This is a genomic window from Streptomyces sp. NPDC033177 (genome assembly GCF_055577715.1).
This window is the reverse complement of the sequence record NZ_JBVIPS010000011.1, coordinates 426,658-447,104: the sequence shown is the minus strand read 5'-3', so window position 1 is coordinate 447,104 and position 20,447 is coordinate 426,658. Positions and strand designations below refer to the sequence as shown.

Sequence of the window (20,447 nt, the reverse complement as noted above, 5' to 3'; positions counted from 1 at the left end):
GAAGTAGGGGCCACCCGAAGGTGACCCCTACCTGCGACGTTTCCGTCGGGACGACAGGATTTGAACCTGCGACCCCTTGACCCCCAGTCAAGTGCGCTACCAAGCTGCGCCACGTCCCGGTGCCCGTGTGACCTGGGGTTTTCCCCTGGCCGAACGTGCACCGAAACAATACCGCACTCGGAGGCGTGATCGCTCACGCCTTTCGTGTGCTGTTGACCTCAAGCGGGCTTGAGGTTGCACTCTCTGTGGCATGACGACGACAACGGAACGCGCGCTCGGGCGTGCGGATGGATACGGATACGCAGACCTGTCCCGCCTCATGGGGCGGATGACGGGGGACGAGAAGCACGGGCCCGCCGCGACCTCCACCCTTGACGCGCTCTGGGTCCTCTATGACCGGGTGCTCAGGGTCACACCTGAGCAGATGGAGGGGGCTGAGGGAGCTGAGGGGGCTGGGCGTGATCGGTTCTTGTTGTCCAAGGGGCATGGGCCCATGGCCTACTACGCCGTCCTCGCCGCCAAAGGCTTCATCCCCGTCGACTGGCTGGAGGGGTTCGGGGCCTATGACTCGCCCCTGGGGCACCATCCGGACCGGGTGCTCGTGCCCGGGGTCGAGATCGGGAGCGGGTCGCTCGGGCATGGGCTGCCGATCGCGGTCGGGACCGCGCTGGGGCTCAGGGCACGGGGGCTCGCGGACGCCCGGGTGTGGGCGCTCGTCGGCGACGCGGAGCTGGACGAGGGCAGCAATCACGAGGCCATCGCCTTCGCCGGGCCCGCCGGGCTCGAACGGCTGCACACCGTCGTGATTGACAACGCCTCCGCCCGGCACGCCAGGCCCGGCGGTATCGCCGCCCGCTTCGAAGCCGCCGGGTGGTCCACCGCCACCGTCGACGGGCGCGATCACGATGCCTTGTACGCGGCGTTCACCGCGCCACACCCCGGCCAGCCCCACGTCGTCGTCGCCCGGGTCGAGCCGAAGGGCCTGTAAGGGGGACGCACGTGGCCGACTGCGATGCCTTGCGACGCCCGTCTCCCCCGCTGTTCTTGGTTTTCTTCGTTCACCCTCGGAGGTTTTGTCATGGACACCATGCGTGATCGCTTTGCTCCTACCCTCTCTCGCCTGCTCGACGAGGATCCACGCGTCGCCGTCGTTCTCGCAGCCATCGGTACGGACGGCTTCGCCGAAGCTCAGCGCAGGCATCCGGACCGGGTGATCGATGTCGGGATCCGGGAGCAGTTGCTCGTCGGGGCCGGGTCCGGGTTCGCACTGGCCGGGATGCGGCCCGTCATGCATACCTTCGCCAGCTTTCTCGTGGAGCGGCCGTTCGAGCAGGTGAAGCTGGACTTCGGCCATCAGGGCGTCGGAGGCGTCCTGGTCAGCGCCGCCGCCTCGTTCGACTGGCCCGCCGGTGGCTACACGCACATGTCACCCGGCGATGTGGCCTTGCTCGACACGCTCGACGGGTGGACCGTGCACGTACCCGGGCACCCGGACGAGGCCGAGACCCTGCTGCGGCACGCGGTCGCCGCGGGCGACGACAAGGTGTACGTACGGCTCTCCGTGCAGGCGAACGCTCGGTCTCTTCCCGTGGACGGGGCCCGCTTCCACACCGTGCGTGAGGGGCGTGGTGGCGTGGTTGTTGCTGTCGGGAGCATGCTGGACAACGTTCTTGCTGCCACTGAAGGCCTCGACCTCACCGTGCTGTACGCCACCACGGTGCGGCCCTTCGACGCCGAGGCGCTGCGCCGCGCGACGGGGGCCGGCACCGTCGCCGATGTCGTGGTGGTCGAGCCCTATCTGGCCGGGACCTCCACCGCTGCCGCCAACGACGCGCTCGCCGATGTTCCGCACCGTGTGCTCGGGCTCGGCGTCGGCCGTGCCGAGCTGCGCCGCTACGGGCAGGTCGACGAGCACATGGCCGCGCACGGGCTCGACGTCCGCTCGTTGCGGGAGCGGATCAGCGGTTTTGTGGGGGCGGGGGCGTCTGCGCAGGCTCCCGCGTAGCCCTCGGACACCCTCGGCCCCGCTTTCCGGTCATCGACGCGCGACGGAGTCCGGCTGCTGTGTCCGGCCGGGCCCGCCCGTCCCCGCCGCTCCCCCGCTCTGGACTGGCGCTCTCCCGTCCACCCGCACCAACCCACGTATCGCGGGCACGGAGAGCATGGCCAGACAGACGACGACCGTCGTCACGGCACCCGTGATCAGCACCTGTTCCGCGCCGAACGTGCTCGCGGCGGGTCCCGCGAGGGCCTGGCCGACGGGCAGCAAGGCGATCGATCCCGCGACGTCGTAGGCGTGGATGCGGTTGAGGACGTCGGGCGGCACCTGCGTCTGGACGCTCGTCGCCCACATGACTCCCCAGAAGGAGAGTCCCGCGCCCGCGACCGCGGCGCCCGCGGCCATCAGCGGAACGCCCAGCTGGGCGCCGACGGACGCCGGGAACGCGCAGTAGCCGATCAGGGCGAAGGAACCGGCGCGGAGCATACGGCGGGGGCGCAGCCGCAGGGCGACCAGGCCGCCGAGTACGGTGCCGGCGCCCAGGGCGGAGTTCACCAGGCCGTACGCCCCCGAGCCGTGCTCCTGGACCACGAGCGTGGCGACGAGGGGCGTCAGTGGGCCCGTGGTCGTGATCATCAGGACGCAGAAGATGGCTATGACGCCCCACAGCCAGGTGCGGGACCTGAACTCCCGCCAGCCCTGCACCAGGTCGGCACGGAAGCCGTTGCTGTGCGGCAGCGAGCCGGGCAGCGCGGGCGGCAGCCGGAGCAGGACCAGGCACAGGGCGCTCAGTCCGTACGTCCCCGCGTGCGCGGCGAAGACCGCGCCGGGCGAGGCGAAGGCAACGAGGACGCCGGCCACGGCCGGGCCCGCCAGCGCCGCGGCGGACTCGGCCACGCGTATCGCGCCGTTGGCCTTCTGGACGTCGGCGGCCAGGCGCGGGACCGTGCTGGCGACGCCGGGCTGGAAGAGGGCGCCCGCCGCGCCGTTGACCGCTCCGATCACGCAGATCTGCCAGAGCACGACGTGGCCGCTGAAGAAGAGGGCCGCCGCAACCGACTGCGTGCCGAGCCGGGCCACGTCCGCACCGATCATCAGCAGGCGGGTGCTGAACCGGTCGGCGAAGACCCCGCCGAAGATCACCAGGCCGGCGAAGCAGACCGTCGTGGCGGCCATGGCGAGACCTACGGCGCCCGCGCCGTGCCCGTGCTGGAGCAGCCCCGCGGCAAGGGCGACGGGCAGCATCGTGTCGCCGAGCTTGGCGACGGTCCGTGCGCCGAAGAAGAACCCGAAGTCCCGCGACCAGATGCTTCGACCTGGGGGCGCCACTTGTTCAGTCACCGGCCCGCCGACGGGCGTGAGTTCGTCACGGCGGCTGAGAATCACCTTGGGGCTGAGCTTGGCCTTGGGGCCGAGTTTGGCCTTGGGGCTCAGCTTGGCCTCGGGGCTCAGCTTGGCCTCGGGGCTCAGCTTGTCGGGACCCAGCCTGGCCTCGGGACCCAGCCTGGCCTTGCGGCTCAGCCTGGCCTTGCGGCTCAGCTTGGCCTTGCGCCTGCGCATGGTGCGCTCGCTCCGACCACCTTGCGCGTCCAGCGCGCCTCGCCTCCCCGCCGGGAGCCCCGCACGTTCGCCCTCGCCAGCCCCTCCCCCAGCAGACCCGCCCTCGCCCAACCCGTCCCCTGACGGCACCGCAGTCCCCTCCCCTGGCGGCGGCGCCCGGTCCGTCGTCCCACGAACCCCGCCCTCCACCTCTGCCGGGATCATGCCACGGGGCACTGACAGCGGCCGATCCCTTTTAGTCCGTCGGCGGAAGCCCCAACTCCGGGTACGCGTCCAAGAGTCGGGTTGGGGCTGCCTGGCGCCAGGAGTCGGCGAGGATGTCGCTCAGCTCGTTCTTGTCGAGCGCCGAGAGCCGTGCGCGCACCCAGGCGAACATCGCCTCGTGATCGGCGATCCAGAACTTGTCGGGCTCCGCGAGGACCAACTCGTCGCGCTCCTCCTTCGGGCACCGCACGGCGATGGACGTCTCGTCCTCGGGGAGCGTGGCGAACATTTTTCCTGCCACCCGGAAGGTGGGCATGCTCCAGGCGATCTTCTCCGACGTATCCGGCAGGGCCAGTGCGATACGCCGGACATCGTCACCCGTGACCTGGGGCTTGGCATGAGCTCGAGACATGACCCGAACGGTAGCCAACACCACTGACAGCGGCCCCCGTAACCACCGACAGCGGCTCCGGAACCACCCACGGCGGCGCCGGAAACACCGAACGCGCCCCCGCTCCTCACAGCACCCGCTTGTCCATCCAGGTCAGCAGGTCCTCCTGCACCTCCTCCCTGTTGGTCTCGTTGAGGATCTCGTGGCGCGCCCCCTCGTACGCCTTCCAGGTGAGATCGTCGAGGCCCAGATACCGGTAGTCCTCGACGAGTTCGTGGACCAGCGTCATGCCCTGGTTGCAGGGGTCCTCCGTGCCGACGGCGATGTGGACGGGCAGGTCAACGGGGACCCGGGCGAGGTTCCGCGGGTCGTTCATCTTGCGCACGGCACGTACCCAGTCCAGGCAGAGCCCGGCGGAGAAGGGGAAGCCGCAGCGCTCGTCGGCGACGTACGCGTCGACCTCGGCCTCGTCACGCGAGAGCCATTCGAAGCCGGTGCGGTGCGGGTACGCGTCATTGAAGGCGGCGAAGAGTTCGGGGAGATAGGAGGAGAGCACCTCACGGCCGCCCTCGGCGATCTCGCGCTCCAGGCGGGTGATCGACTCGTCGATCCCGACCCCGGGCAGGGAGCGGAAGGTGCCGGAGAGGATCACACCCGCGAGACCGTCCGGGTACTCCTGCGCGTAGTCCCTGGCCAGGTGCGAGCCCATGCTGTGGCCCAGCAGGAAGAGCGGGGTCCCGGGATGCAGGGTGCGTACCTGGTCGCCGATCGCCTTGAGGTCGTCGACGATGGCGCGCCAGCTGTCGAACGAGGAGGCGGGCTCGCCGGACGCACCGGGCCCCCCGGCGTCGGCAGCACGGTCCGACGGCCCGTCCGAAGGCCCATCGGAGGACGATCCCGTCACCCCAAACCCCCCGGTCGCCTGCGCCGTCGCACCATGCCCCCGGTGGTCCGACGCGATCACCCCGTAGCCGTGTTCCATCAGGTGGCGGGCGAACCGGTCGTAGCGCAGGGCGTGTTCGCCCGCGCCGTGTGCGATCTGCACGAAGGCGCGTGGCCTGCCGCCCTCGGGCAGCCAGGTGTACGTGGCGACGGGGACGCCGTCCACCGCGTTCACGAGTCCGGCGGTGTACGCGGCGGGGGCGGGCGTCGAGGCGTGGTCAGGCATTGCGTAAGGCTCCCCTGTACGACATCTGGGACGGTTCCGGGATGGTTCCCGGGGTGGTTCCGGGACGGTGCTGGGCCGGCTTCGGCAGAGCTGGAATCCCCGCTGCTCCTGGAACGCCCGCCTCCCGAACGCCCGCCCACCCCTGAAACCCTCCCCCGCACACGCGACCTCATACCAGCGCCCCCACCTGAGTGCCTCTGAGTGCATGTCCGTGCCCCTGCGTGACTCCCTTCTCACGCCAAGCCCTTCCGACCCATTGACCCCCCGTCAGAGCGGAACCTACGCTGAACAGCGCGCAGGAGAAAGCGCTTTCTAACCCACGCACCCCCACCCGCGCAACTCGCACTCACCGCAACTCGCACTCACCGCACACCCGGCTACCGGCAGCCGTCCACCCGCCCAGCCCAGGGAGCGCCATGAGTTCCACGAGTCCCACCGCGCCCAGACGCGGCCCCACCCCATCGCGTCCGGGCCCCACCACACCGAGCCCCTGGCTCGCGCTCATCGCCCTGTTGGCCCTCGTCATCGGCCTCGGGCTCACCGCATCGCCCCGCGCGGCCGCCGAAGCCAAAGCCCAGTCGCAACCCGCACCCGCCGCCGCAGTCGCAGCCACAGCGGAAGCCGCCGACGACCCCTTCCGCGTCCTCGTCTTCTCCAAGGTCACGAACTTCCCCCACGACTCGATCCCCGCGGGCGTCGAGGCCATCAAGAAGCTCGGCAGCGAGAACGGCTTCGAGGTCGAGGCCACCGACGACGCGGCGGCCTTCACCGACACCAATCTCGCCCGCTTCCAGGCCATCGTCTTCAACAACACCAACTCCACCCCGGAGAAGGGCGACCTGCTCGACGCCGACCAGCGTGCGGCCTTCCAGAAGTACGTCCGTGGGGGCGGCGGCTGGGTCGGTCTGCACGCGGCGTCGGCCAGCGAGCGGGACTGGTCCTGGTACGAGGGACTTGTCGGCGCGATCTTCGACAAGCACCCCGAGGTGCAGACCGGGCGCGTCAAGGTCCTCGATCACGCGCACCCCTCCACGAAGGGCCTTCCTGAGCTCTGGGAGCGCACGGAGGAGTGGTACAACTGGCGCACCAATCCGACGGGCAAGGTGCACACGCTCGCCCAGGTCAAGGTGCGCGACGGTGTCACCGGGCTCGACGAGGGCGTCGACCAGCCGTGGTCCTGGTGCCAGAACTACGACGGCGGCCGCTCCTGGTACACCGCAGGTGGACACGACAAGGCGGCGTACCAGGAAGAGGGCTTCCTCAAGCACATTCTCGGTGGCATCGAGTGGGCCGCGGGCAACAAGCCCGGCGACTGCACCGCCACCAAGACCGGTGCCTTCCAGCGCACGCCGCTCGCCACGAACGATCTGGCCGACCCCTTCGAGCTGGCCGTCGCGCCCGACCGCCGGGTTTTCTTCGTCCAGCGCACCGGGAAGCTGAAGATCATCGACCAGGAGACGCTGAAGGTCTCCACGGCGCTCGACCTCGACTACACCCCCGAGATGACGAGCCAGTCGGACGGTCTGCTCGGCCTCGCGCTCGACCCGAAGTTCGAGGACAACCACTGGGTCTATCTCCTGAATTCGGACAAGAACGAGAAACGCATCAATCTCTCGCGCTTCACCGAAGCGGGCAGAAAAGTCGATCTGGCTTCGGAGAAGCGGATCCTGACCATTCCCACCTTCCGTGGTGAGGGCCGGGCGAACTCGCACATGGCGGGGTCGATCGCCTTCGACAAGAAGGGCGATCTGTATATCGCGACGGGTGACAACACCGATCCGTTCGCGTCGGACGGATTCAGCCCGATCGACGAGCGCGAGGGCCGCCGCGCCTGGGACGCGCAGGGCACCTCCGGCAATACGAACGACCTGCGGGGCAAGGTCCTGCGCGTCACGCCGAAGGACGACGGGACCTATTCCGTGCCGGAGGGGAACCTCTTCGCGCCGGGGACCGACAAGACCCGGCCCGAGATCTACGCCATGGGCATGCGCAACCCCTTCCGCATCACCACGGACCCGCTGAGCGGCGCCCTGCTGATGGCGGACTACGGGCCCGACGCGAAGAACGCCGTGGCCGACCGCGGCCCGGAGGGAACCGTCGAGTTCAACCGCATCACCAAGGCGGGCAACTACGGCTGGCCGTACTGCGTCGGCGACAACACCCCGTTCAACGACTACGACTTCGCGACGAAGAAGTCGGGCGCGAAATTCGACTGCGCGAAGATCGTGAACGACTCGCCGAACAACACAGGCCTGCGCGACCTGCCTCCGGCCAAGGCCGCGGATGTCTGGTACGCCTACTCCGCCTCGGAGAAGTTCCCCGAGCTCGGCACGGGCGGCGGCGGGCCGATGAGCGGTCCCGTCTATGACTACGACGCCGCCAACACGTACAAGACGAAGTTCCCCGAGTACTTCGAGGGAAAGTGGTTCAACTACGAGCTGACGCGGCAGTGGTTCAAGGTCTTCTCGATGCAGCAGAAGGACCAGACGTTCACCGATCCGCGCTTCGAGCCCGCGAAGGCGGGCGATCTCCAGTCGATCAACTCCATTTTCGGCGACATGAAGTGGAATCAGCCTTTCGATGCCGACTTCGGTCCTGACGGTGCCATGTACGTCATCGACTTCGGGCTCGGCAGCGGCACGGGCCGCGGCGGCGGCAACGAAGGCGCGGGCATCTACCGCATCGACTACGTGGCGGACGGACGGCTGCCCGACGCCCGCGTCACGGCCACTCCGGACAACGGAAGCACCCCGCTCGAGGTGAAGTTCTCCAGCGCGGGTTCGGGGCTGCCCGGCGGCAAGCCCGTCACGTACGCGTGGGACTTCGACGGCAACGGCACGACCGACTCGACCGAGGCGAACCCGACCCACACGTACACCACGAAGGGTCAGTTCAGCGCGCGCCTGAAGGTCACCGGGCCGGACGAGCTGAGCAGCCTGGCCGTGCAGGAGATCACCGTCGGGAACACCCGGCCCGTGGTCAGCATCCAACAGCCGCCCAACGGTGGGACGTTCAGCTTCGGCGACACCATTCCGTTCAAGATCAAGGTGACGGACAAGGAGGACGGGAAGATCGACTGCAAGCGGGTCGTCGTCCAGTCCCAGCTCGGACACGACACCCATCTGCATCCGCTGGACAACTACACCGGCTGCGCGGGCGAGATCGTGACGGACGCCGGTGACAGCCACGGCCCCGGCCAGAATCTGTACTACGGGATCACGGCCCAGTACGAGGACAAGGGCGCGTCCGGTGTACCGGCCCTGACGGGGTCCTCCTCGCTGACGCTGCGGACCTCCTTCCGGGAGGGCGAGCACCGTACCGCCACCGGCGGCGCGCACGGCGGGGTCGACATCGGTGACCGCGCGGACGCGTCCGGCGGCAAACGGCTCATCGAGATCGAGGACGGCGACTGGGTCTCCTTCGACCCGGTGAACCTCAAGGGCGTCGACTCCGTGACGGTGGGCGCGGCTTCGGCCGGGCTCGGCGGTGACATCGAGTTCCGCGCCGGTTCTCCCACGGGCAAGCTGCTCGGCAAGGTGAGCGTGCCGAACACCGGCGGTTGGGGCAACTTCATCTCGCCGACCACCCAACTGGCCGACCACGACGGCACGACGAAGCTGTACGCCGTCTTCACCAACCCCGAGTGGTCGTCCGAGAAAGCCGATCTCCTGACGCTCGACTGGCTGCACTTCAACGGCCCCGGCGTCGAGAAGAAGGCCGGTGCGAAGGTGACGGTCAAGGCGGCTCCGGCCGATGGCACCGCGCCTCTCGCCGTCAAGCTCACGAGCACGGTGAAGCTCCCCGCGGGCCGCACGGCGGCCTCGTACCACTGGGACTTCGGCGACAACGTCAAGCCGACCGGCACGGAGAGCGCCACCGCCGAGCACACGTACGCGCGCAAGGGCCCGTACACGGCGCATCTCACTGTCACCGACGACAAGGGTGACACGACGACCGGCGCGGTCCGGATCACGGCGAAGTGAGGGGACGGCCATGACATCCATGAAGAAAACCGGTCTGAACGGGACCAGACGCGCCTTTCTCGGTACGTCGTTGGGGCTTGCGGCAGCGGTCGGTACCGCACTGCCCGCGCGCGCGAGTGACGCGTCACGGTGCCGGCGCATCCCGCGCGGCGGGATCGGCATGCACCTCTACACGATGCGCGATGCCCTCGCACGGGACTTCGCGGGCACGCTGGAGCAGCTCGCCGACATCGGTTACGCAACGGTGGGCGTGAGCGGCAGGCACGGGAACGACGCGGCCGGTATCCGGCGGATGCTCGACGCGGTGGACCTGCGCGCGGTCCTCGAACACGTCTCGTACGACATCCTCAAGGGCAGCGGTCTCCCGCAGGCGCTGGAGGATCTGCACACCCTCGGCGCGAAGTGGCCGGTGGTGCCGAGTCTGCCCGGCGCGCTGCACACGCCGGACGGATTCCGGGAGGCCGCACGGCAGTTCAACCGCATCGGGCAGGCGTCGCGCGACGCCGGGCTCGGTCCGGTGCTCTTCCACAACCACGGCTCGGACCATGTGGTGGTGGACGGCACGAGCCTGTACGACATCCTCGTCACCGAGACCGATCCGCATCTGGTCGGCTTCGAACTGGACGTGTACTGGGCGGCGAAGGGCGGCGCCGATCCGGCGACGTACTTCGTGCGGCACCGGCGGCGCTTCCCCGCGCTCCATGTGAAGGACATGGCACCGGACGGCGGCTTCGCCGACGTCGGCTCGGGGACGCTGGACTTCGCCGCGATGTTCGAGGACGCGCAGGCGGGTGGCGTCAAGCAGTGGCTGGTGGAGCACGACAGCCCCACCGATGCGTTCGCCACGGCCCGCAACAGCTACGCGTATCTGGCCGCGTTGCGGTATTGAGGTGCCGGCTCCGGCCGGGGTGCGTCCGAACCGACCACCTTCTTGAAGAAGAGGGTGGTCGGGTGGAGCGCCCCGGCCGGATCGGTCGCGTAGTCGGGAATGATCCCGGCAGCCGTCCAACCGCCGTGCCGGTAGAGGGACTCGGCGGGGCTGCCGGTCTCCGTGTCCAGGACCAGGAGGGTCACGCCCGCGTCGGCCGCCGCCTGTTCCGCCGTGGCCAGGAGGGCGCGGGCGAGGCCCCGGCCGCGTGCGGAACTGTGGACCATCAGCTTGAGGATCTCGGCGCGGTGTTTGCCGTTGGGCTTGTCCACGAAACCCACGCTGACGGTCCCGGTGACCCGCTCGCCGTCGCGCACCACCCAGATCGCGAGCCGTCCGTCGGCCACGGCGGGAGCCAGGCTCCGCCACCAGTCGGCGGCGGCCGTCCTGTCCAGGGGCGCGAGGAAGCCGAGGGACGAACCGCCGTCGACGACATCGGCGAGCAGGGCCGCCAAGTCGGCGCTTGTTTCGATGAGTTGATCGGCAGAGAGGCGCGTGGGCGCCTGTGCCGCTCGCCCGGCGCTCATCACACGACCACCACCAGGGCGTATCGCACGGCCCGCTCCCCGACGCACCGGAACCGCGTCGGTCCCCACAGCCGGAAGCGCAGACAGTCCCCGGCGTCCAGGGCGTGCGTCGCGCCCAGCACGGTCACTTCAAGGCCCCCGTCGAGCACCCAGATGTGCTGCTCCAGCCCGGGTACGGGAGGTCGGTCGTACGCCACGTCGGCACCCGGTTCCAGCCGGCCCTCGACGAGTTCGCCGCGCAGCCCGGCATGCGGCGGCGACACCGACCGGCGTACGAAGCCGGACGCGCCGTCGGTCCACACACTCTGCTCGGTGGCGCGCACCAGCTGCGCGGGCTCGGCCTCCACCTCGCTCAGGAGCTGCGACATGGTGCGCTCGTAGACGGCGCAGAGCCGGTTCAGGAGGGACGCGGTGGGGCTGATCTCCGCGCGTTCGGCCCGCGACAGGGTGGAACGGCTCACGCCGCTGCGGTCCGCCAGATCACCCAGGGACCATCCGCGTTCCGCCCGCAGTTCGGCGAGGCGGGCGGCGAGCCGGTCGTCGACCCCATCGTGTTCCCTATGCGGTACCGGTTCCATATTCGGGACGCTATCCCGAATATGAGACGCACGGCAATCCCCGCCCGTCTCCGTGGCTCAGGCCTCACTCGTGCGCCGACACCGCCCCAAGGAGCTCGCGGATGCGTCCGGTGGCCTCGCGGAACTGGTCTGTGGCCAGCGTCGTCCCGTACGAGCGCTCGGCGGGGAGGCCGACCTCGATGATCTCGTCCACCGTGCCGGGGCGCGGGCTCATCACGACCACGCGATCCGCCAGGTAGACCGCCTCCGGAATCGAGTGGGTCACCAGGAGCACCGTGGTCCCGGTCTCGCGCCAGATCCGGTTCAACTCGACGTTCATCTGCTCGCGCGTGAGCGCGTCGAGTGCCCCGAAGGGCTCGTCCATGAGCAGTACCGGAGGCTCGTGCAGCAGCGCCCGGCAGAGCGCGACACGCTGCTGCATGCCGCCGGACAGCTCGTGCGGATAGGCGTCCTCGAAGCCGCCGAGCCCGGTCATGCGGATCAACTCGTCGGTACGCGCGCGTGCCTCGGCTCCCGGGATCCCCCGCATCTCCGCCTGGAGGAGGATGTTGCGACGTGCCGTGCGCCAGTCCAGGAGCGCGGCCCGCTGGAAGACGTACCCGATGTCGCGGCGCGGCCCGCGCACCCGCTCGCCGCCGAGCAGCACGTCGCCCGACGAGGGTGTGAGCAGCCCGGCGACCAGTTTCAGGAGGGTGGACTTGCCGCAGCCCGACGGCCCGACGATGGCCACGAACTCGCCCGGGCGGATGTTCAGCGAGACGTCCTCCAGCGCGGTGACGTCCTTCTTCTTCGTACGGAAGCGGACGGCCACGTCATCGAGGCGTACGGCGGACGGTGCCGCCTTCTGTGACGGCGCGCGTGGCTCGTCGCTCATCTTGAGAGTCGCATCCTTCGTCATGTGCCTGCCGCCCCTCAGCCCTTGATCCCCTTGGCCGCGTCCCAGTACTCGGCGACGGGCTTGGCCTCCTTGACCATGCCCGCCTCGGCGAAGACGTCGATGGTCTGCTGCCAGTCCGCCTCGGTGTTGGCGCCCGGCGCCTTGCCCTCTGTCGCGTCGGTGTGCAGCAGGGTCAGCGTCGTCTTGAACTGCTCGGACAGCACTTCCTTGGGCGGCAGTTGCTCGGAGGCGCCCTCCATCGAGGTGACCGCCGGCTCCGGGCTCTTTTCCGCGGCGGCCCACGACTCGCTCACAGCGGCGGTCATGCGCTTGGCCAGATCGCCCCTGCCCTGGAGGGTCTTGGGCCCGGCGATGAGACCGTTGGAGTAGAAGTTCAGGCCGTTCTCGGAGAAGCGCAGATACGAGACGCCCTTCTTGGCCTTGTTCTGCATGGTGGGGCCCTGGTCGCTGGCGTATCCGAGCAGCGCGTCCGTCTTCCCGGAGATCACCGCGGCGATCTTGCCCGCCGGGTCGGTGTTCTGGATGTTGACGTCGGAGACGTCCATGTCGTTCTTTTCCAGGAAGATCGGGAAGGTCTTGGTGAGCGCGTCGCCCGCCGTGCCCGCGATCGTCTTCCCCTTGAGGTCGGCAGGCGACTTGATGCCCTGGGCCTCGAAGTACTGCACGGAGGCGGGCGTCGTCTGCAGGAAGACGCCCAGGCTCTTCACCTTCACGCCCTGGTCCACGCCCGCGAGCACCGCGGGGGTGTCCGCCCAGCCGAAGTCGGTCTGCCCGGCGCCGGTGGCCTGCACGGTCTTCTGCGAACCCTGGCCCGCCCTGATGTCGAGGTCGATGCCGTGCTTCTCGAAGATCTTCTGCTGCTTGCCGTAGTAGAACGGCGCGTGCTCGCCGTACGGATACCAGTTGAGCGTCAGCGTCACCTTGTCGAGCTTCTTGCCTGAGTCACTGGTGCTCGTCTTGTCGTCGTCGCCGCCACAGGCCGTCGCGGTCACCGCGACGAGGGCCAGGGGGACGATGCCGGTGAGCAGTCTGCGCGCGTGCATGGGACGGCCCTTCTCGCGTACGTCGGACATGGCGGGGTGGGTGCGCCGGCACCGCGTGGTGGGTCTCAGTAGGCCGTGATGGGGCTCAGTGGGCCGAGGGTGGATCTCAGTAGGCCGTGGTGGCGGCCACGTCCCTGCGGCTCGCGTGCCACGGGAGCAGCAGCTTCTCGGCGATCTCGACGAGCACGAAGAGGACGACGCCGATCAGCGACATGACGAGCAGGCCCGCGAAGAGCATCGGGGTGTCGAGGTTTCCGTTGGCCTGGAGGATCACGTATCCGAGGCCTTCGTTCGCGCCGACGAACTCGCCCACGACGGCGCCGGTCACGGCGAGCGTGACGGCCACCTTCAGGCCGGAGAAGAGGTGCGGAAGGGACGCCGGGAAGCGGATCTTGAGGAAGGTCTGCCAGGGCCGCGCGCCCATGGTGGCGGAGAGCTGCAGCATCTCCGGGTCGACGGCTTTCAGTCCCGTCACCATCGAGATGACGACGGGGAAGAAGGCGATGAGCACGGCGATGAGGATCTTCGGTGCGATGCCGAAGCCGAGCCAGACGACGAACAGCGGGGCGATCGCGATCTTCGGTACGACCTGGGCGAAGAGGAGGATCGGGTAGAGCGTCTTCTCGACGGTCGTCGAGTAGACCATGAGGACCGCGGCGAGGATGCCGACGACCACGGCGATGATGAAGCCGAGCAGGGTCTCGTAGGTGGTGACCCAGGTGTGCTGCCACAGGTAGTCGGGCTTGTCGAGAATTACGTCGAAGGTCGCCCCCGGCGAGGGCACGAGATACGCCTCGACCATCTCGGTGGCGGCGATCAGCCACCAGATGCCGAAGCAGACGAGCAGCAGGACGAGCGGACGCCAGCTCTTCTCGGCCGCTTCTGCGACGCGTTGGCGCGGGGTGGGGCGGCTGCGGTCGACAACACCCGCCGCTTTCACGGGAGTTGTTTGCAGTGCGCTCTGGCTCACGGTGAACTCCCCTGGCGTGAAGCGGTGACGTGAGGTGGCAAGTGAGGCGGTGATGCGGAAACCGCTTTCAGAAAGCGCTTTCTGGTAAGGTGTTCGCCACGCTAATGACTGGCTGACCGCAGGGTCAATAGGTCGGCTCGAAGTTTCGCGGCGCGAGACGAGGGGGGCGCGGTGCGGGCGTTGGGGCGCGAGCAGGGGTCCGGAGCTGGGCGGCGGCAAGGGCAGGCGCAGTCACGAGAGCAGGCGCAGAGGCAGAGGCAAGGGCAGGAACCGCAAGCCGTTGCCCCGCCCGGCCGGGGACGCGAGCGCGGACCCCATGTCACCCTCCATGCGGTGGCCCGGACCGCCGGGGTCTCCCCGGCCACCGCCTCCCGGGCCCTGAACGGCACGACACGCGTACGCGAGGATCTGCGGCGCAGGGTGCTCGAAGCGGCGGACCTGCTGGGATACATCCCCAACGCCCATGCGCAGGCGCTCGCCAGCTCGTCGAACAACACCGTCGGCGTCATCTGTCACGACGTCGGTGATCCGTACTTCGCGGCCATCGCGAGCGGGGTGATGGCGGCGGCGGCCGAGCAGGACGTGCTGGTCATGCTGGCCAGCACCTTCCGCGCACCGGCGCGGGAGATCGCTTACGTCTCGATGCTGCGGGCGCAGCGGGCGCGCGCGATCCTGCTGATCGGTTCGGGATTCCAGGACCCCGCGTGGGAGCGGGCGTTGGAGTCGGAGCTCGCGCCCTACATGCGTGACGGGGGCCGCGTCGCCGTGGTCAGCCGGCATCGCAGCCTTCGCGTGGACACGGTGCAGCCGGAGAACCGGGAGGGGGCGGGTGCGCTGGCGCGGGCTCTACTGGACCTGGGCCACCGGGAGTTCGCCGTCCTGACCGGCCCCGAACGGCTCACCACGGTGGCGGACCGCCTGGCCGGGTTCCGCGCGGCGCTGGCCGACGCGGGGGTCGGACTCCCCCCGGAGCGGATCGTCGAAGGCGCCTTCACTCGTGACGGAGGCCATGCGGCGGCGGTCGAACTGCTGCGGCGGGGTCAGCGTCCGACGTGCGTCTTCGCGGTGACGGACGTGATGGCCGTAGGGGCGTTGGGCGCACTGCGGGAGTGGGGGCTCCGGGTGCCGGACGACGTGTCACTCGCGGGCTTCGACGACATCCCCTTGGTCGGCGAACTCACGCCCCCGTTGACCACGGTGGCCCTGCCGCTGACGCGCATGGGCCGGGACGTTCTTGCCCTCGCCCTCCGCGAACGGGGCGCGAGGTCACGGGTGGAGCGGGTGCGGGGCGAGGTGGTGTTGCGGGCCAGCACGGGGCGGCCTGCGGGCTGAGGATTCAGGAGGGCGGGAGGGCACGCCCAGGTTCGGCACACTCAGGTTGGGCACGCCCAGGTTCGGCGCGCCCAGGTTGAGCACGCCCAGGTTCGGCGTTCGAGGCCCTGTGCAGATGCTCGGCCAGGGACTCGGCGGCCGGGGAAGCCGGGCCCGTTTTGGTGCCCCAGGCCAGGAGGTGGTGGCGGCGGGCCCAGGGGTCCTGCAAGTCGCATACGTCCAGGGGCTGGGTGGGGTCGATCACCCGGCGGGGGACGATGGCGAGGCCGACCCCCGCGGCGGCCAGGGCCACCAGGACGTTGAGGTCGGCGACCGTCGTGCGGTAGCGGACGACCGGTGCGTGGGGGCCCACATGTCTCTCGATCCAGCGGCGCAGCGAGGCGTCGGCGTCGAGGCCGACGAGGGGGTGTTCGACCGCCTCACTGTAGGTCAGGGACGTACGGCCCGCGAGGATTCCGCCCGCCTGGCCGACCACCACCAGGGAGTCGTCGCCGAGGGGTTCCATCGCCAGACCGCAGTCGCGCGCCTCGTCGTCCAGGACGATTCCCAGGTCCGCCTCGCCGTCCGCCAGCATCCGCACGATCTGTGGCGTGCGCTTCTCGAAGACGCGGACGTCGACATCCGGGTGGGCCCGGAGGAACGAGACCAGGGCCTGCGGCACGAGCCGGTGCACCGCCGAGCCTCCGCCCAGCAGGGTCAGGGGCGCGGTCGGGGATCTCGTATAGCTCGCGACCGCGCTCTCCAGACGGACGGTCTGGGCCAGGACCTCCCGCGCGTGCCGCGCCAGCGTGGTCCCCGCCGGGGTCGGGCGCACGCCCCTCCGGCCGCGGATAAGCAGCGCCACACCCGCCTGCTGCTCCAGCGAGCGGACCCTCGCGCTGGCCGACGGCAGGCTCAGATGCGTGCGGCGGGCGCCCGCCGTGATCGACCCCTCCGTCACGATGCCGAGGAACAGTCGCAGGTCGTCCAGGTCATAACGCACTCTCGTGAGCCTATGGCACAGCCTTAGGCTGGGTACGCCGATAACGCATTGTGGGCCACCCGCTCACAGGGCGATGCTCGGCAAGTGGCAGAAATACTTCTCGTGCTGGTGGCAGGCGTCGCCGCCGGAGCGTTGAACTCCGTCGGCGGCGGAGGCACGTTCGTGGCGCTGCCCGCTCTGGTGGCGGTCGGCCTGTCCCCCGTGACGGCGAACGCGTCGTCGACCATCGCCCTCGTACCCGGAGCCGTGGCCAGTGGATGGGTCTACCGACGCGAACTCACGCCGCTCGGGACGACATCCACGAAGGCGCTGACGGCGGTCAGCGTGGTCGGGGGTGGGCTCGGCGCCGTCCTCCTCCTCACCCTCCCCGCCGCCTCCTTCGATGCCGCGGTGCCCTGGCTGCTCGCGTTCGCCACGCTGGTTCTCGCCTTCGGCCGCCGCCTCTCCCGCGCGCTGAGCGGCGCGCTCGGCCGCGAGCTCGGCATCAGCTCCCGGGCCGTCCTGATCAGCCAGTTCCTCCTCGCCCTGTACGGCGGATACTTCGGCGGAGCCGTAGGCATCATGATGTTCGCCCTGTGGGGCATCGGTCTCGGACTCGACACCGCCGTCAGCAATCCGATGCGGGTCACGCAGATCGCGGCCATCAATCTCAGCGCGACCGCCCTGCTCCTCGTCGCCTCTGACGCGCTGAGCAATCCGCTCGTCCTCGCCACGATGTTCGCCGGAGCGCTGGCCGGCGGCTTCACCGGAGCCCACTTCGCACGCCACCTCTCCGACCGGTTCCTGCGCGCCGTCATCCTGACCACCGCCGTGTCGATGACCGTCCTCTATTTCGTGCGCGGCTGAGGCCGACCGGCATGGACAACCCAGACTCCGAGGCCGCCACCTCGCCGTACGAGGGACCGGAGCACGAGCAACTGCCGGACAAACGTGGGCCGTTCACGCGACCGCCGTTCACTGACGCGGCCCGAGCCCGGCTGGCGATGGCGTACGAAGCGTGCGAGCTGGCCGAGGCCGCGCGCGCGGCCGTACCCATCGGTGAACACGAACTGCGCCCCGACGGCACCACGAACGCCCCCGGCTCGGTGCTTTCCGACGCCGCCCACGTGCTGCGTGCCGCGCAGCGCTTCTTCGAGGCCGCCGCTGTGTACGAGCGGCTCGGCGGGGCGAGCTGGCAGGTCGTCGGTGACATCCTGGGCGTGGACGCGTCGACAGCGCGGGCACGTTTCACCGCGGCCGAGTCATGCTTCCGTGAGGGACTGCGCGCCGCCGAGTCGGTCTCGGCCACCAAAAGTTCCACCCAGACGGGGTGGTGGTGGGATTACGTTGCAGGCAATCCGCTGGAAGCAGCCCGCGACCTCGACGACTGGGTCCTGCGCCATGCGGACGCGGACAGGGACGGGCACGGCGGGGACGGGCGCGGGGACGGGGACGGGGACCTCGGCACCACACCGGTCTCCGGCGGCCTGACGTGAGGCACCCCGCCCACAAGTCACGTCAGCACATGTTTATCTGACACCACGTCACAGGTGAGAACCGGACCGCCACGCTCCATGCACGCCCTGCCCCGCCCCGCCTCCGCCAACGGCTGCACCCACAAGCACAGTTGGCGCCACCTGCACCGATCCCCCCACGCCCACCCCCGACGGGACCGGGCCACACCTAAGCCGTAAGGTCGGCTCCCGCTGCCTCCCCCAGTGCGTCGAGCACCGGACGGATCAGCGGATGCTCCTCCGCCCCGCACCGCACCGCCGCGAAGACCCGGCGGGTGGGAGCGGCGCCCTCCACCGGGCGGATCACCACCCCGGAGACGTCCATTCCCCGCAGCGCCGACCGGGGCACGAGCGCCACGCCCGCCCCCGCCGACGCCAGGGCGACCACCGCGCGGAAGTCGTCCGACCAGTGTTCGAGCAGGGGCTGGAAGCCCGCCGCTTCGCAGGCGAGTATCACCACGTCATGGCAGGGGTTGCCGACGAACGGGCCGATCCACGCGTCCTTGGCAAGCTCCGCGAGCGGCACCCGCTCCGCCGCCGCCAGGCGGTGTGTTTCCGGGAGCACCGCGTCGAACGGCTCGGCGTAGAGCGGGACGCGCGTCAGTCGGGGGTCGTCCGCGCCCGGGGCGCCCCGGTACTCCACCGCGACGGCGACGTCGACCTGTCGGTCGAGCACCATCGGCAGGCTCGCGTCTCCCTCCGCGTCCTGGACCCTCACCCGGATCCCGGGCGCGAGGGTCGCGAGGCGCGCGAGAGCGGGGCCGACGACCAGGCCGATCCCCGTGGCGAAGGACGCCACGGTCACCGTCCCCGCCGCGCCCGAGCTGTACGCGGCGAGCTCCGCCTCGGCCCGCTCCAGCTGGGCGAGGACCGCGTTCGTGTGGGAGAGCAGGATCTCGCCCGCCGGGGTCAGCCTGACCCCGCGGGCGCCCCGCTCGACCAGGCGGTGGCCCGTCTCCTGCTCCAGGGCGGTCAGCTGCTGGGAGACCGCGGACGGCGTGAGATAGAGCGCGGCGGCCGCGGCCGTGACCGTGCGGTGGTCGGCCACCGCACGGAGGATGTGCAGCCGCCGCGCTTCGATCATGGGGTCGATTGTCCCAAACCACGGGACCCACCGACACCAGTGGTCCGGCCGGGCCCCTCAGCCACCCGAGGGCGCCCGGCCCCGGACACCGTCAGGCGTCCAGCTCCGCGCGTGCCGCCACGAAGGCGTCCACCGCCCGGTTCACGTCCTCCGTGGAGTGCGCGGCCGACAGCTGGACGCGGATACGGGCCGCGCCCTGCGGCACCACCGGGTACGAGAAGCCGATCACGTACACGCCGCGCTCCAGGAGCAGCTCGGCCATGCGACCCGCGACCGAGGCGTCGCCGATCATCACCGGGGCGATCGCGTGGTCGCCCGGCAGGATGTCGAAGCCCTCCTCGGTCATCCGCGAGCGGAAGAGCGCCGTGTTCGCGGCGAGCCGCTCCCTCAGTTCGCCCGCCGACTCCAGGAGGTCGATGACCTTCAGCGAGGCCGCCGCGATGACCGGGGCGAGCGTGTTCGAGAAGAGGTACGGGCGCGAGCGCTGGCGGAGCAGCGCAACGATCTCCGCGCGGGCGGCGACGTAGCCGCCGGAAGCCCCGCCGAGCGCCTTGCCGAGGGTGCCCGTGATGATGTCGACGCGGTCCATGACGCCGTGCAGCTCGGGCGTGCCGCGCCCGCCGGGTCCGACGAAGCCGACGGCGTGCGAGTCGTCGACCATCACCATGGCGTCGTAACGCTCGGCGAGGTCGCAGATCTCCCGCAGCGGGGCGACGTACCCGTCCATGGAGAAGACGCCGTCGGTGACGATCAGCTTGCGTCGGGCGCCGCCCTCGGCGGCCTCCTTCAGCTGCTGCTCCAGGTCCGCCATGTCGCGGTTGGCGTACCGGAAGCGGCGCGCCTTGCTCAGCCGGATGCCGTCGATGATCGACGCGTGGTTGAGCGCGTCGGAGATGACCGCGTCCTCGGCGCCGAGGAGCGTCTCGAAGACTCCGCCGTTGGCGTCGAAGCAGGAGGAGTAGAGGATCGTGTCCTCTTGGCCGAGGAACGCGGAGAGGCGCCCCTCCAGCTCCTTGTGCACCTCCTGCGTACCGCAGATGAAGCGCACGGACGCCATGCCGTAGCCCCAGCGGTCCAGGGCCTCGTGGGCGGCGGCGATCACCTCGGGGTGGTCGGCGAGGCCGAGGTAGTTGTTCGCGCAGAAGTTCAGTACGTCGCCGGGGCGGCCTCCCGCGGTGACGGCGACCGTGGCGGACTGCGGGGTGCCGATGACGCGCTCGGGCTTGTGCAGCCCCGCGGCGCGGATCTCGTCGAGGGTGGCCTGGAGATCGTCCCGTACAGAGTCGAACATGGTGACTTCCTTTAAA

The 20,447-nt window shown here is 70.1% G+C and carries 18 protein-coding genes and 1 tRNA gene; 7 read left to right on the top strand and 12 right to left on the bottom strand.

Annotated features, from left to right (window positions below; all coding sequences use genetic code 11):
* Nucleotides 1–45: 45 nt before the first annotated feature.
* Nucleotides 46–119: transfer RNA gene (locus ACZ5U5_RS34740), tRNA-Pro, on the bottom strand.
* A gap of 131 nt (nucleotides 120–250) precedes the next feature.
* Between ACZ5U5_RS34740 and ACZ5U5_RS34735 the strand changes: the two genes are divergently transcribed.
* Nucleotides 251–988 carry a transketolase gene (locus ACZ5U5_RS34735; RefSeq protein ID WP_469029781.1) on the top strand — a complete coding sequence of 246 codons (738 nt, stop codon included), beginning with the start codon at nucleotides 251–253 and terminating at the stop codon, nucleotides 986–988.
* Nucleotides 989–1,078: 90 nt separating this feature from the next.
* Nucleotides 1,079–2,005 (top strand): transketolase family protein, encoded by a 927-nt coding sequence (locus tag ACZ5U5_RS34730; protein ID WP_469029779.1) that lies wholly within the window; start codon nucleotides 1,079–1,081, stop codon nucleotides 2,003–2,005.
* 30 nt (nucleotides 2,006–2,035) lie between these two features.
* Here ACZ5U5_RS34730 and ACZ5U5_RS34725 read toward each other — a convergent pair whose 3' ends face one another.
* From ACZ5U5_RS34725 to ACZ5U5_RS34715, 3 genes are all read right to left on the bottom strand, one after another.
* The gene (locus ACZ5U5_RS34725; protein WP_469029776.1) at nucleotides 2,036–3,559 is read right to left on the bottom strand and encodes an MFS transporter; all 1,524 of its coding nucleotides are present in this window, start codon (nucleotides 3,557–3,559) and stop codon (nucleotides 2,036–2,038) included.
* 235 nt (nucleotides 3,560–3,794) lie between these two features.
* The gene (locus ACZ5U5_RS34720) at nucleotides 3,795–4,175 is read right to left on the bottom strand and encodes an MmcQ/YjbR family DNA-binding protein (RefSeq protein ID WP_469029773.1); all 381 of its coding nucleotides are present in this window, start codon (nucleotides 4,173–4,175) and stop codon (nucleotides 3,795–3,797) included.
* A gap of 106 nt (nucleotides 4,176–4,281) precedes the next feature.
* Entirely contained in the window at nucleotides 4,282–5,322 is a 1,041-nt protein-coding gene (locus ACZ5U5_RS34715) for an alpha/beta fold hydrolase (protein ID WP_469029771.1), read from the bottom strand.
* Between the two features lie 416 nt (nucleotides 5,323–5,738).
* On the opposite strand from ACZ5U5_RS34715, the gene ACZ5U5_RS34710 reads away from it, so the two are divergent.
* Together ACZ5U5_RS34710 and ACZ5U5_RS34705 are read left to right on the top strand one after the other, a co-directional pair.
* Complete coding sequence (locus ACZ5U5_RS34710; protein WP_469029768.1) at nucleotides 5,739–9,305, top strand: ThuA domain-containing protein; 3,567 nt, start codon at nucleotides 5,739–5,741, stop codon at nucleotides 9,303–9,305.
* Nucleotides 9,306–9,324: 19 nt separating this feature from the next.
* The gene (locus tag ACZ5U5_RS34705) at nucleotides 9,325–10,194 is read left to right on the top strand and encodes a sugar phosphate isomerase/epimerase family protein (protein WP_469029852.1); all 870 of its coding nucleotides are present in this window, start codon (nucleotides 9,325–9,327) and stop codon (nucleotides 10,192–10,194) included.
* On the opposite strand, the gene ACZ5U5_RS34700 is transcribed toward ACZ5U5_RS34705, so the two are convergent.
* The 5 genes from ACZ5U5_RS34700 to ACZ5U5_RS34680 all read right to left on the bottom strand — a co-directional run bounded on the left by ACZ5U5_RS34700 (nucleotide 10,164) and on the right by ACZ5U5_RS34680 (nucleotide 14,249).
* Nucleotides 10,164–10,760, bottom strand: a complete 597-nt coding sequence (locus ACZ5U5_RS34700; protein WP_469029766.1) for a GNAT family N-acetyltransferase — start codon at nucleotides 10,758–10,760, stop codon at nucleotides 10,164–10,166. The two genes, ACZ5U5_RS34705 and ACZ5U5_RS34700, sit on opposite strands and share 31 nt — an antisense overlap.
* Entirely contained in the window at nucleotides 10,760–11,338 is a 579-nt protein-coding gene (locus ACZ5U5_RS34695) for a helix-turn-helix domain-containing protein (RefSeq protein WP_469029763.1), read from the bottom strand. The genes ACZ5U5_RS34700 and ACZ5U5_RS34695 overlap by 1 nt, the downstream gene beginning before the upstream one ends.
* Nucleotides 11,339–11,402: 64 nt before the next feature.
* A complete protein-coding gene (locus ACZ5U5_RS34690) occupies nucleotides 11,403–12,212 on the bottom strand; it encodes an ABC transporter ATP-binding protein (protein WP_469029760.1) in 810 nt (269 codons plus the stop codon).
* A 38-nt stretch (nucleotides 12,213–12,250) separates the two neighbouring features.
* Nucleotides 12,251–13,279: an ABC transporter substrate-binding protein gene (locus ACZ5U5_RS34685; RefSeq protein ID WP_469029850.1), complete on the bottom strand. Its 1,029-nt coding sequence runs from the start codon at nucleotides 13,277–13,279 to the stop codon at nucleotides 12,251–12,253.
* 106 nt (nucleotides 13,280–13,385) lie between these two features.
* Nucleotides 13,386–14,249 (bottom strand): ABC transporter permease, encoded by an 864-nt coding sequence (locus ACZ5U5_RS34680; protein WP_469029757.1) that lies wholly within the window; start codon nucleotides 14,247–14,249, stop codon nucleotides 13,386–13,388.
* A 333-nt stretch (nucleotides 14,250–14,582) separates the two neighbouring features.
* On the opposite strand from ACZ5U5_RS34680, the gene ACZ5U5_RS34675 reads away from it, so the two are divergent.
* On the top strand, nucleotides 14,583–15,581 hold the full coding sequence (locus ACZ5U5_RS34675; RefSeq protein WP_469029754.1) for a LacI family DNA-binding transcriptional regulator: 999 nt from the start codon (nucleotides 14,583–14,585) through the stop codon (nucleotides 15,579–15,581).
* A 4-nt stretch (nucleotides 15,582–15,585) separates the two neighbouring features.
* Here the strand turns inward: ACZ5U5_RS34675 and ACZ5U5_RS34670 are convergent, their stop codons facing one another.
* A complete protein-coding gene (locus ACZ5U5_RS34670; RefSeq protein WP_469029751.1) occupies nucleotides 15,586–16,563 on the bottom strand; it encodes a LysR family transcriptional regulator in 978 nt (325 codons plus the stop codon).
* An 84-nt stretch (nucleotides 16,564–16,647) separates the two neighbouring features.
* Between ACZ5U5_RS34670 and ACZ5U5_RS34665 the strand changes: the two genes are divergently transcribed.
* Together ACZ5U5_RS34665 and ACZ5U5_RS34660 are read left to right on the top strand one after the other, a co-directional pair.
* A complete protein-coding gene (locus ACZ5U5_RS34665; protein ID WP_469029750.1) occupies nucleotides 16,648–17,409 on the top strand; it encodes a sulfite exporter TauE/SafE family protein in 762 nt (253 codons plus the stop codon).
* Nucleotides 17,410–17,420: 11 nt separating this feature from the next.
* Nucleotides 17,421–18,038 carry a hypothetical protein gene (locus ACZ5U5_RS34660; RefSeq protein WP_469029748.1) on the top strand — a complete coding sequence of 206 codons (618 nt, stop codon included), beginning with the start codon at nucleotides 17,421–17,423 and terminating at the stop codon, nucleotides 18,036–18,038.
* Nucleotides 18,039–18,225: 187 nt separating this feature from the next.
* Here ACZ5U5_RS34660 and ACZ5U5_RS34655 read toward each other — a convergent pair whose 3' ends face one another.
* Nucleotides 18,226–19,140 carry a LysR family transcriptional regulator gene (locus ACZ5U5_RS34655; RefSeq protein ID WP_469029745.1) on the bottom strand — a complete coding sequence of 305 codons (915 nt, stop codon included), beginning with the start codon at nucleotides 19,138–19,140 and terminating at the stop codon, nucleotides 18,226–18,228.
* 91 nt (nucleotides 19,141–19,231) lie between these two features.
* Entirely contained in the window at nucleotides 19,232–20,431 is a 1,200-nt protein-coding gene (locus ACZ5U5_RS34650; protein WP_469029742.1) for a glycine C-acetyltransferase, read from the bottom strand.
* Nucleotides 20,432–20,447 lie beyond the last annotated feature (16 nt).

Coding starts and splice junctions, on each gene's coding strand:
- ACZ5U5_RS34695 (WP_469029763.1), bottom strand. CDS start 11,338: ATGGAACCGGTACCGCATAGGGAACACGATGGGGTCGACGACCGGCTC.
- ACZ5U5_RS34730 (WP_469029779.1), top strand. CDS start 1,079: ATGGACACCATGCGTGATCGCTTTGCTCCTACCCTCTCTCGCCTGCTC.
- ACZ5U5_RS34650 (WP_469029742.1), bottom strand. CDS start 20,431: ATGTTCGACTCTGTACGGGACGATCTCCAGGCCACCCTCGACGAGATC.
- ACZ5U5_RS34700 (WP_469029766.1), bottom strand. CDS start 10,760: ATGAGCGCCGGGCGAGCGGCACAGGCGCCCACGCGCCTCTCTGCCGAT.
- ACZ5U5_RS34705 (WP_469029852.1), top strand. CDS start 9,325: ATGAAGAAAACCGGTCTGAACGGGACCAGACGCGCCTTTCTCGGTACG.
- ACZ5U5_RS34725 (WP_469029776.1), bottom strand. CDS start 3,559: ATGCGCAGGCGCAAGGCCAAGCTGAGCCGCAAGGCCAGGCTGAGCCGC.
- ACZ5U5_RS34685 (WP_469029850.1), bottom strand. CDS start 13,279: ATGCACGCGCGCAGACTGCTCACCGGCATCGTCCCCCTGGCCCTCGTC.
- ACZ5U5_RS34735 (WP_469029781.1), top strand. CDS start 251: ATGACGACGACAACGGAACGCGCGCTCGGGCGTGCGGATGGATACGGA.
- ACZ5U5_RS34720 (WP_469029773.1), bottom strand. CDS start 4,175: ATGTCTCGAGCTCATGCCAAGCCCCAGGTCACGGGTGACGATGTCCGG.
- ACZ5U5_RS34710 (WP_469029768.1), top strand. CDS start 5,739: ATGAGTTCCACGAGTCCCACCGCGCCCAGACGCGGCCCCACCCCATCG.
- ACZ5U5_RS34690 (WP_469029760.1), bottom strand. CDS start 12,212: ATGAGCGACGAGCCACGCGCGCCGTCACAGAAGGCGGCACCGTCCGCC.
- ACZ5U5_RS34660 (WP_469029748.1), top strand. CDS start 17,421: ATGGACAACCCAGACTCCGAGGCCGCCACCTCGCCGTACGAGGGACCG.
- ACZ5U5_RS34715 (WP_469029771.1), bottom strand. CDS start 5,322: ATGCCTGACCACGCCTCGACGCCCGCCCCCGCCGCGTACACCGCCGGA.
- ACZ5U5_RS34655 (WP_469029745.1), bottom strand. CDS start 19,140: ATGATCGAAGCGCGGCGGCTGCACATCCTCCGTGCGGTGGCCGACCAC.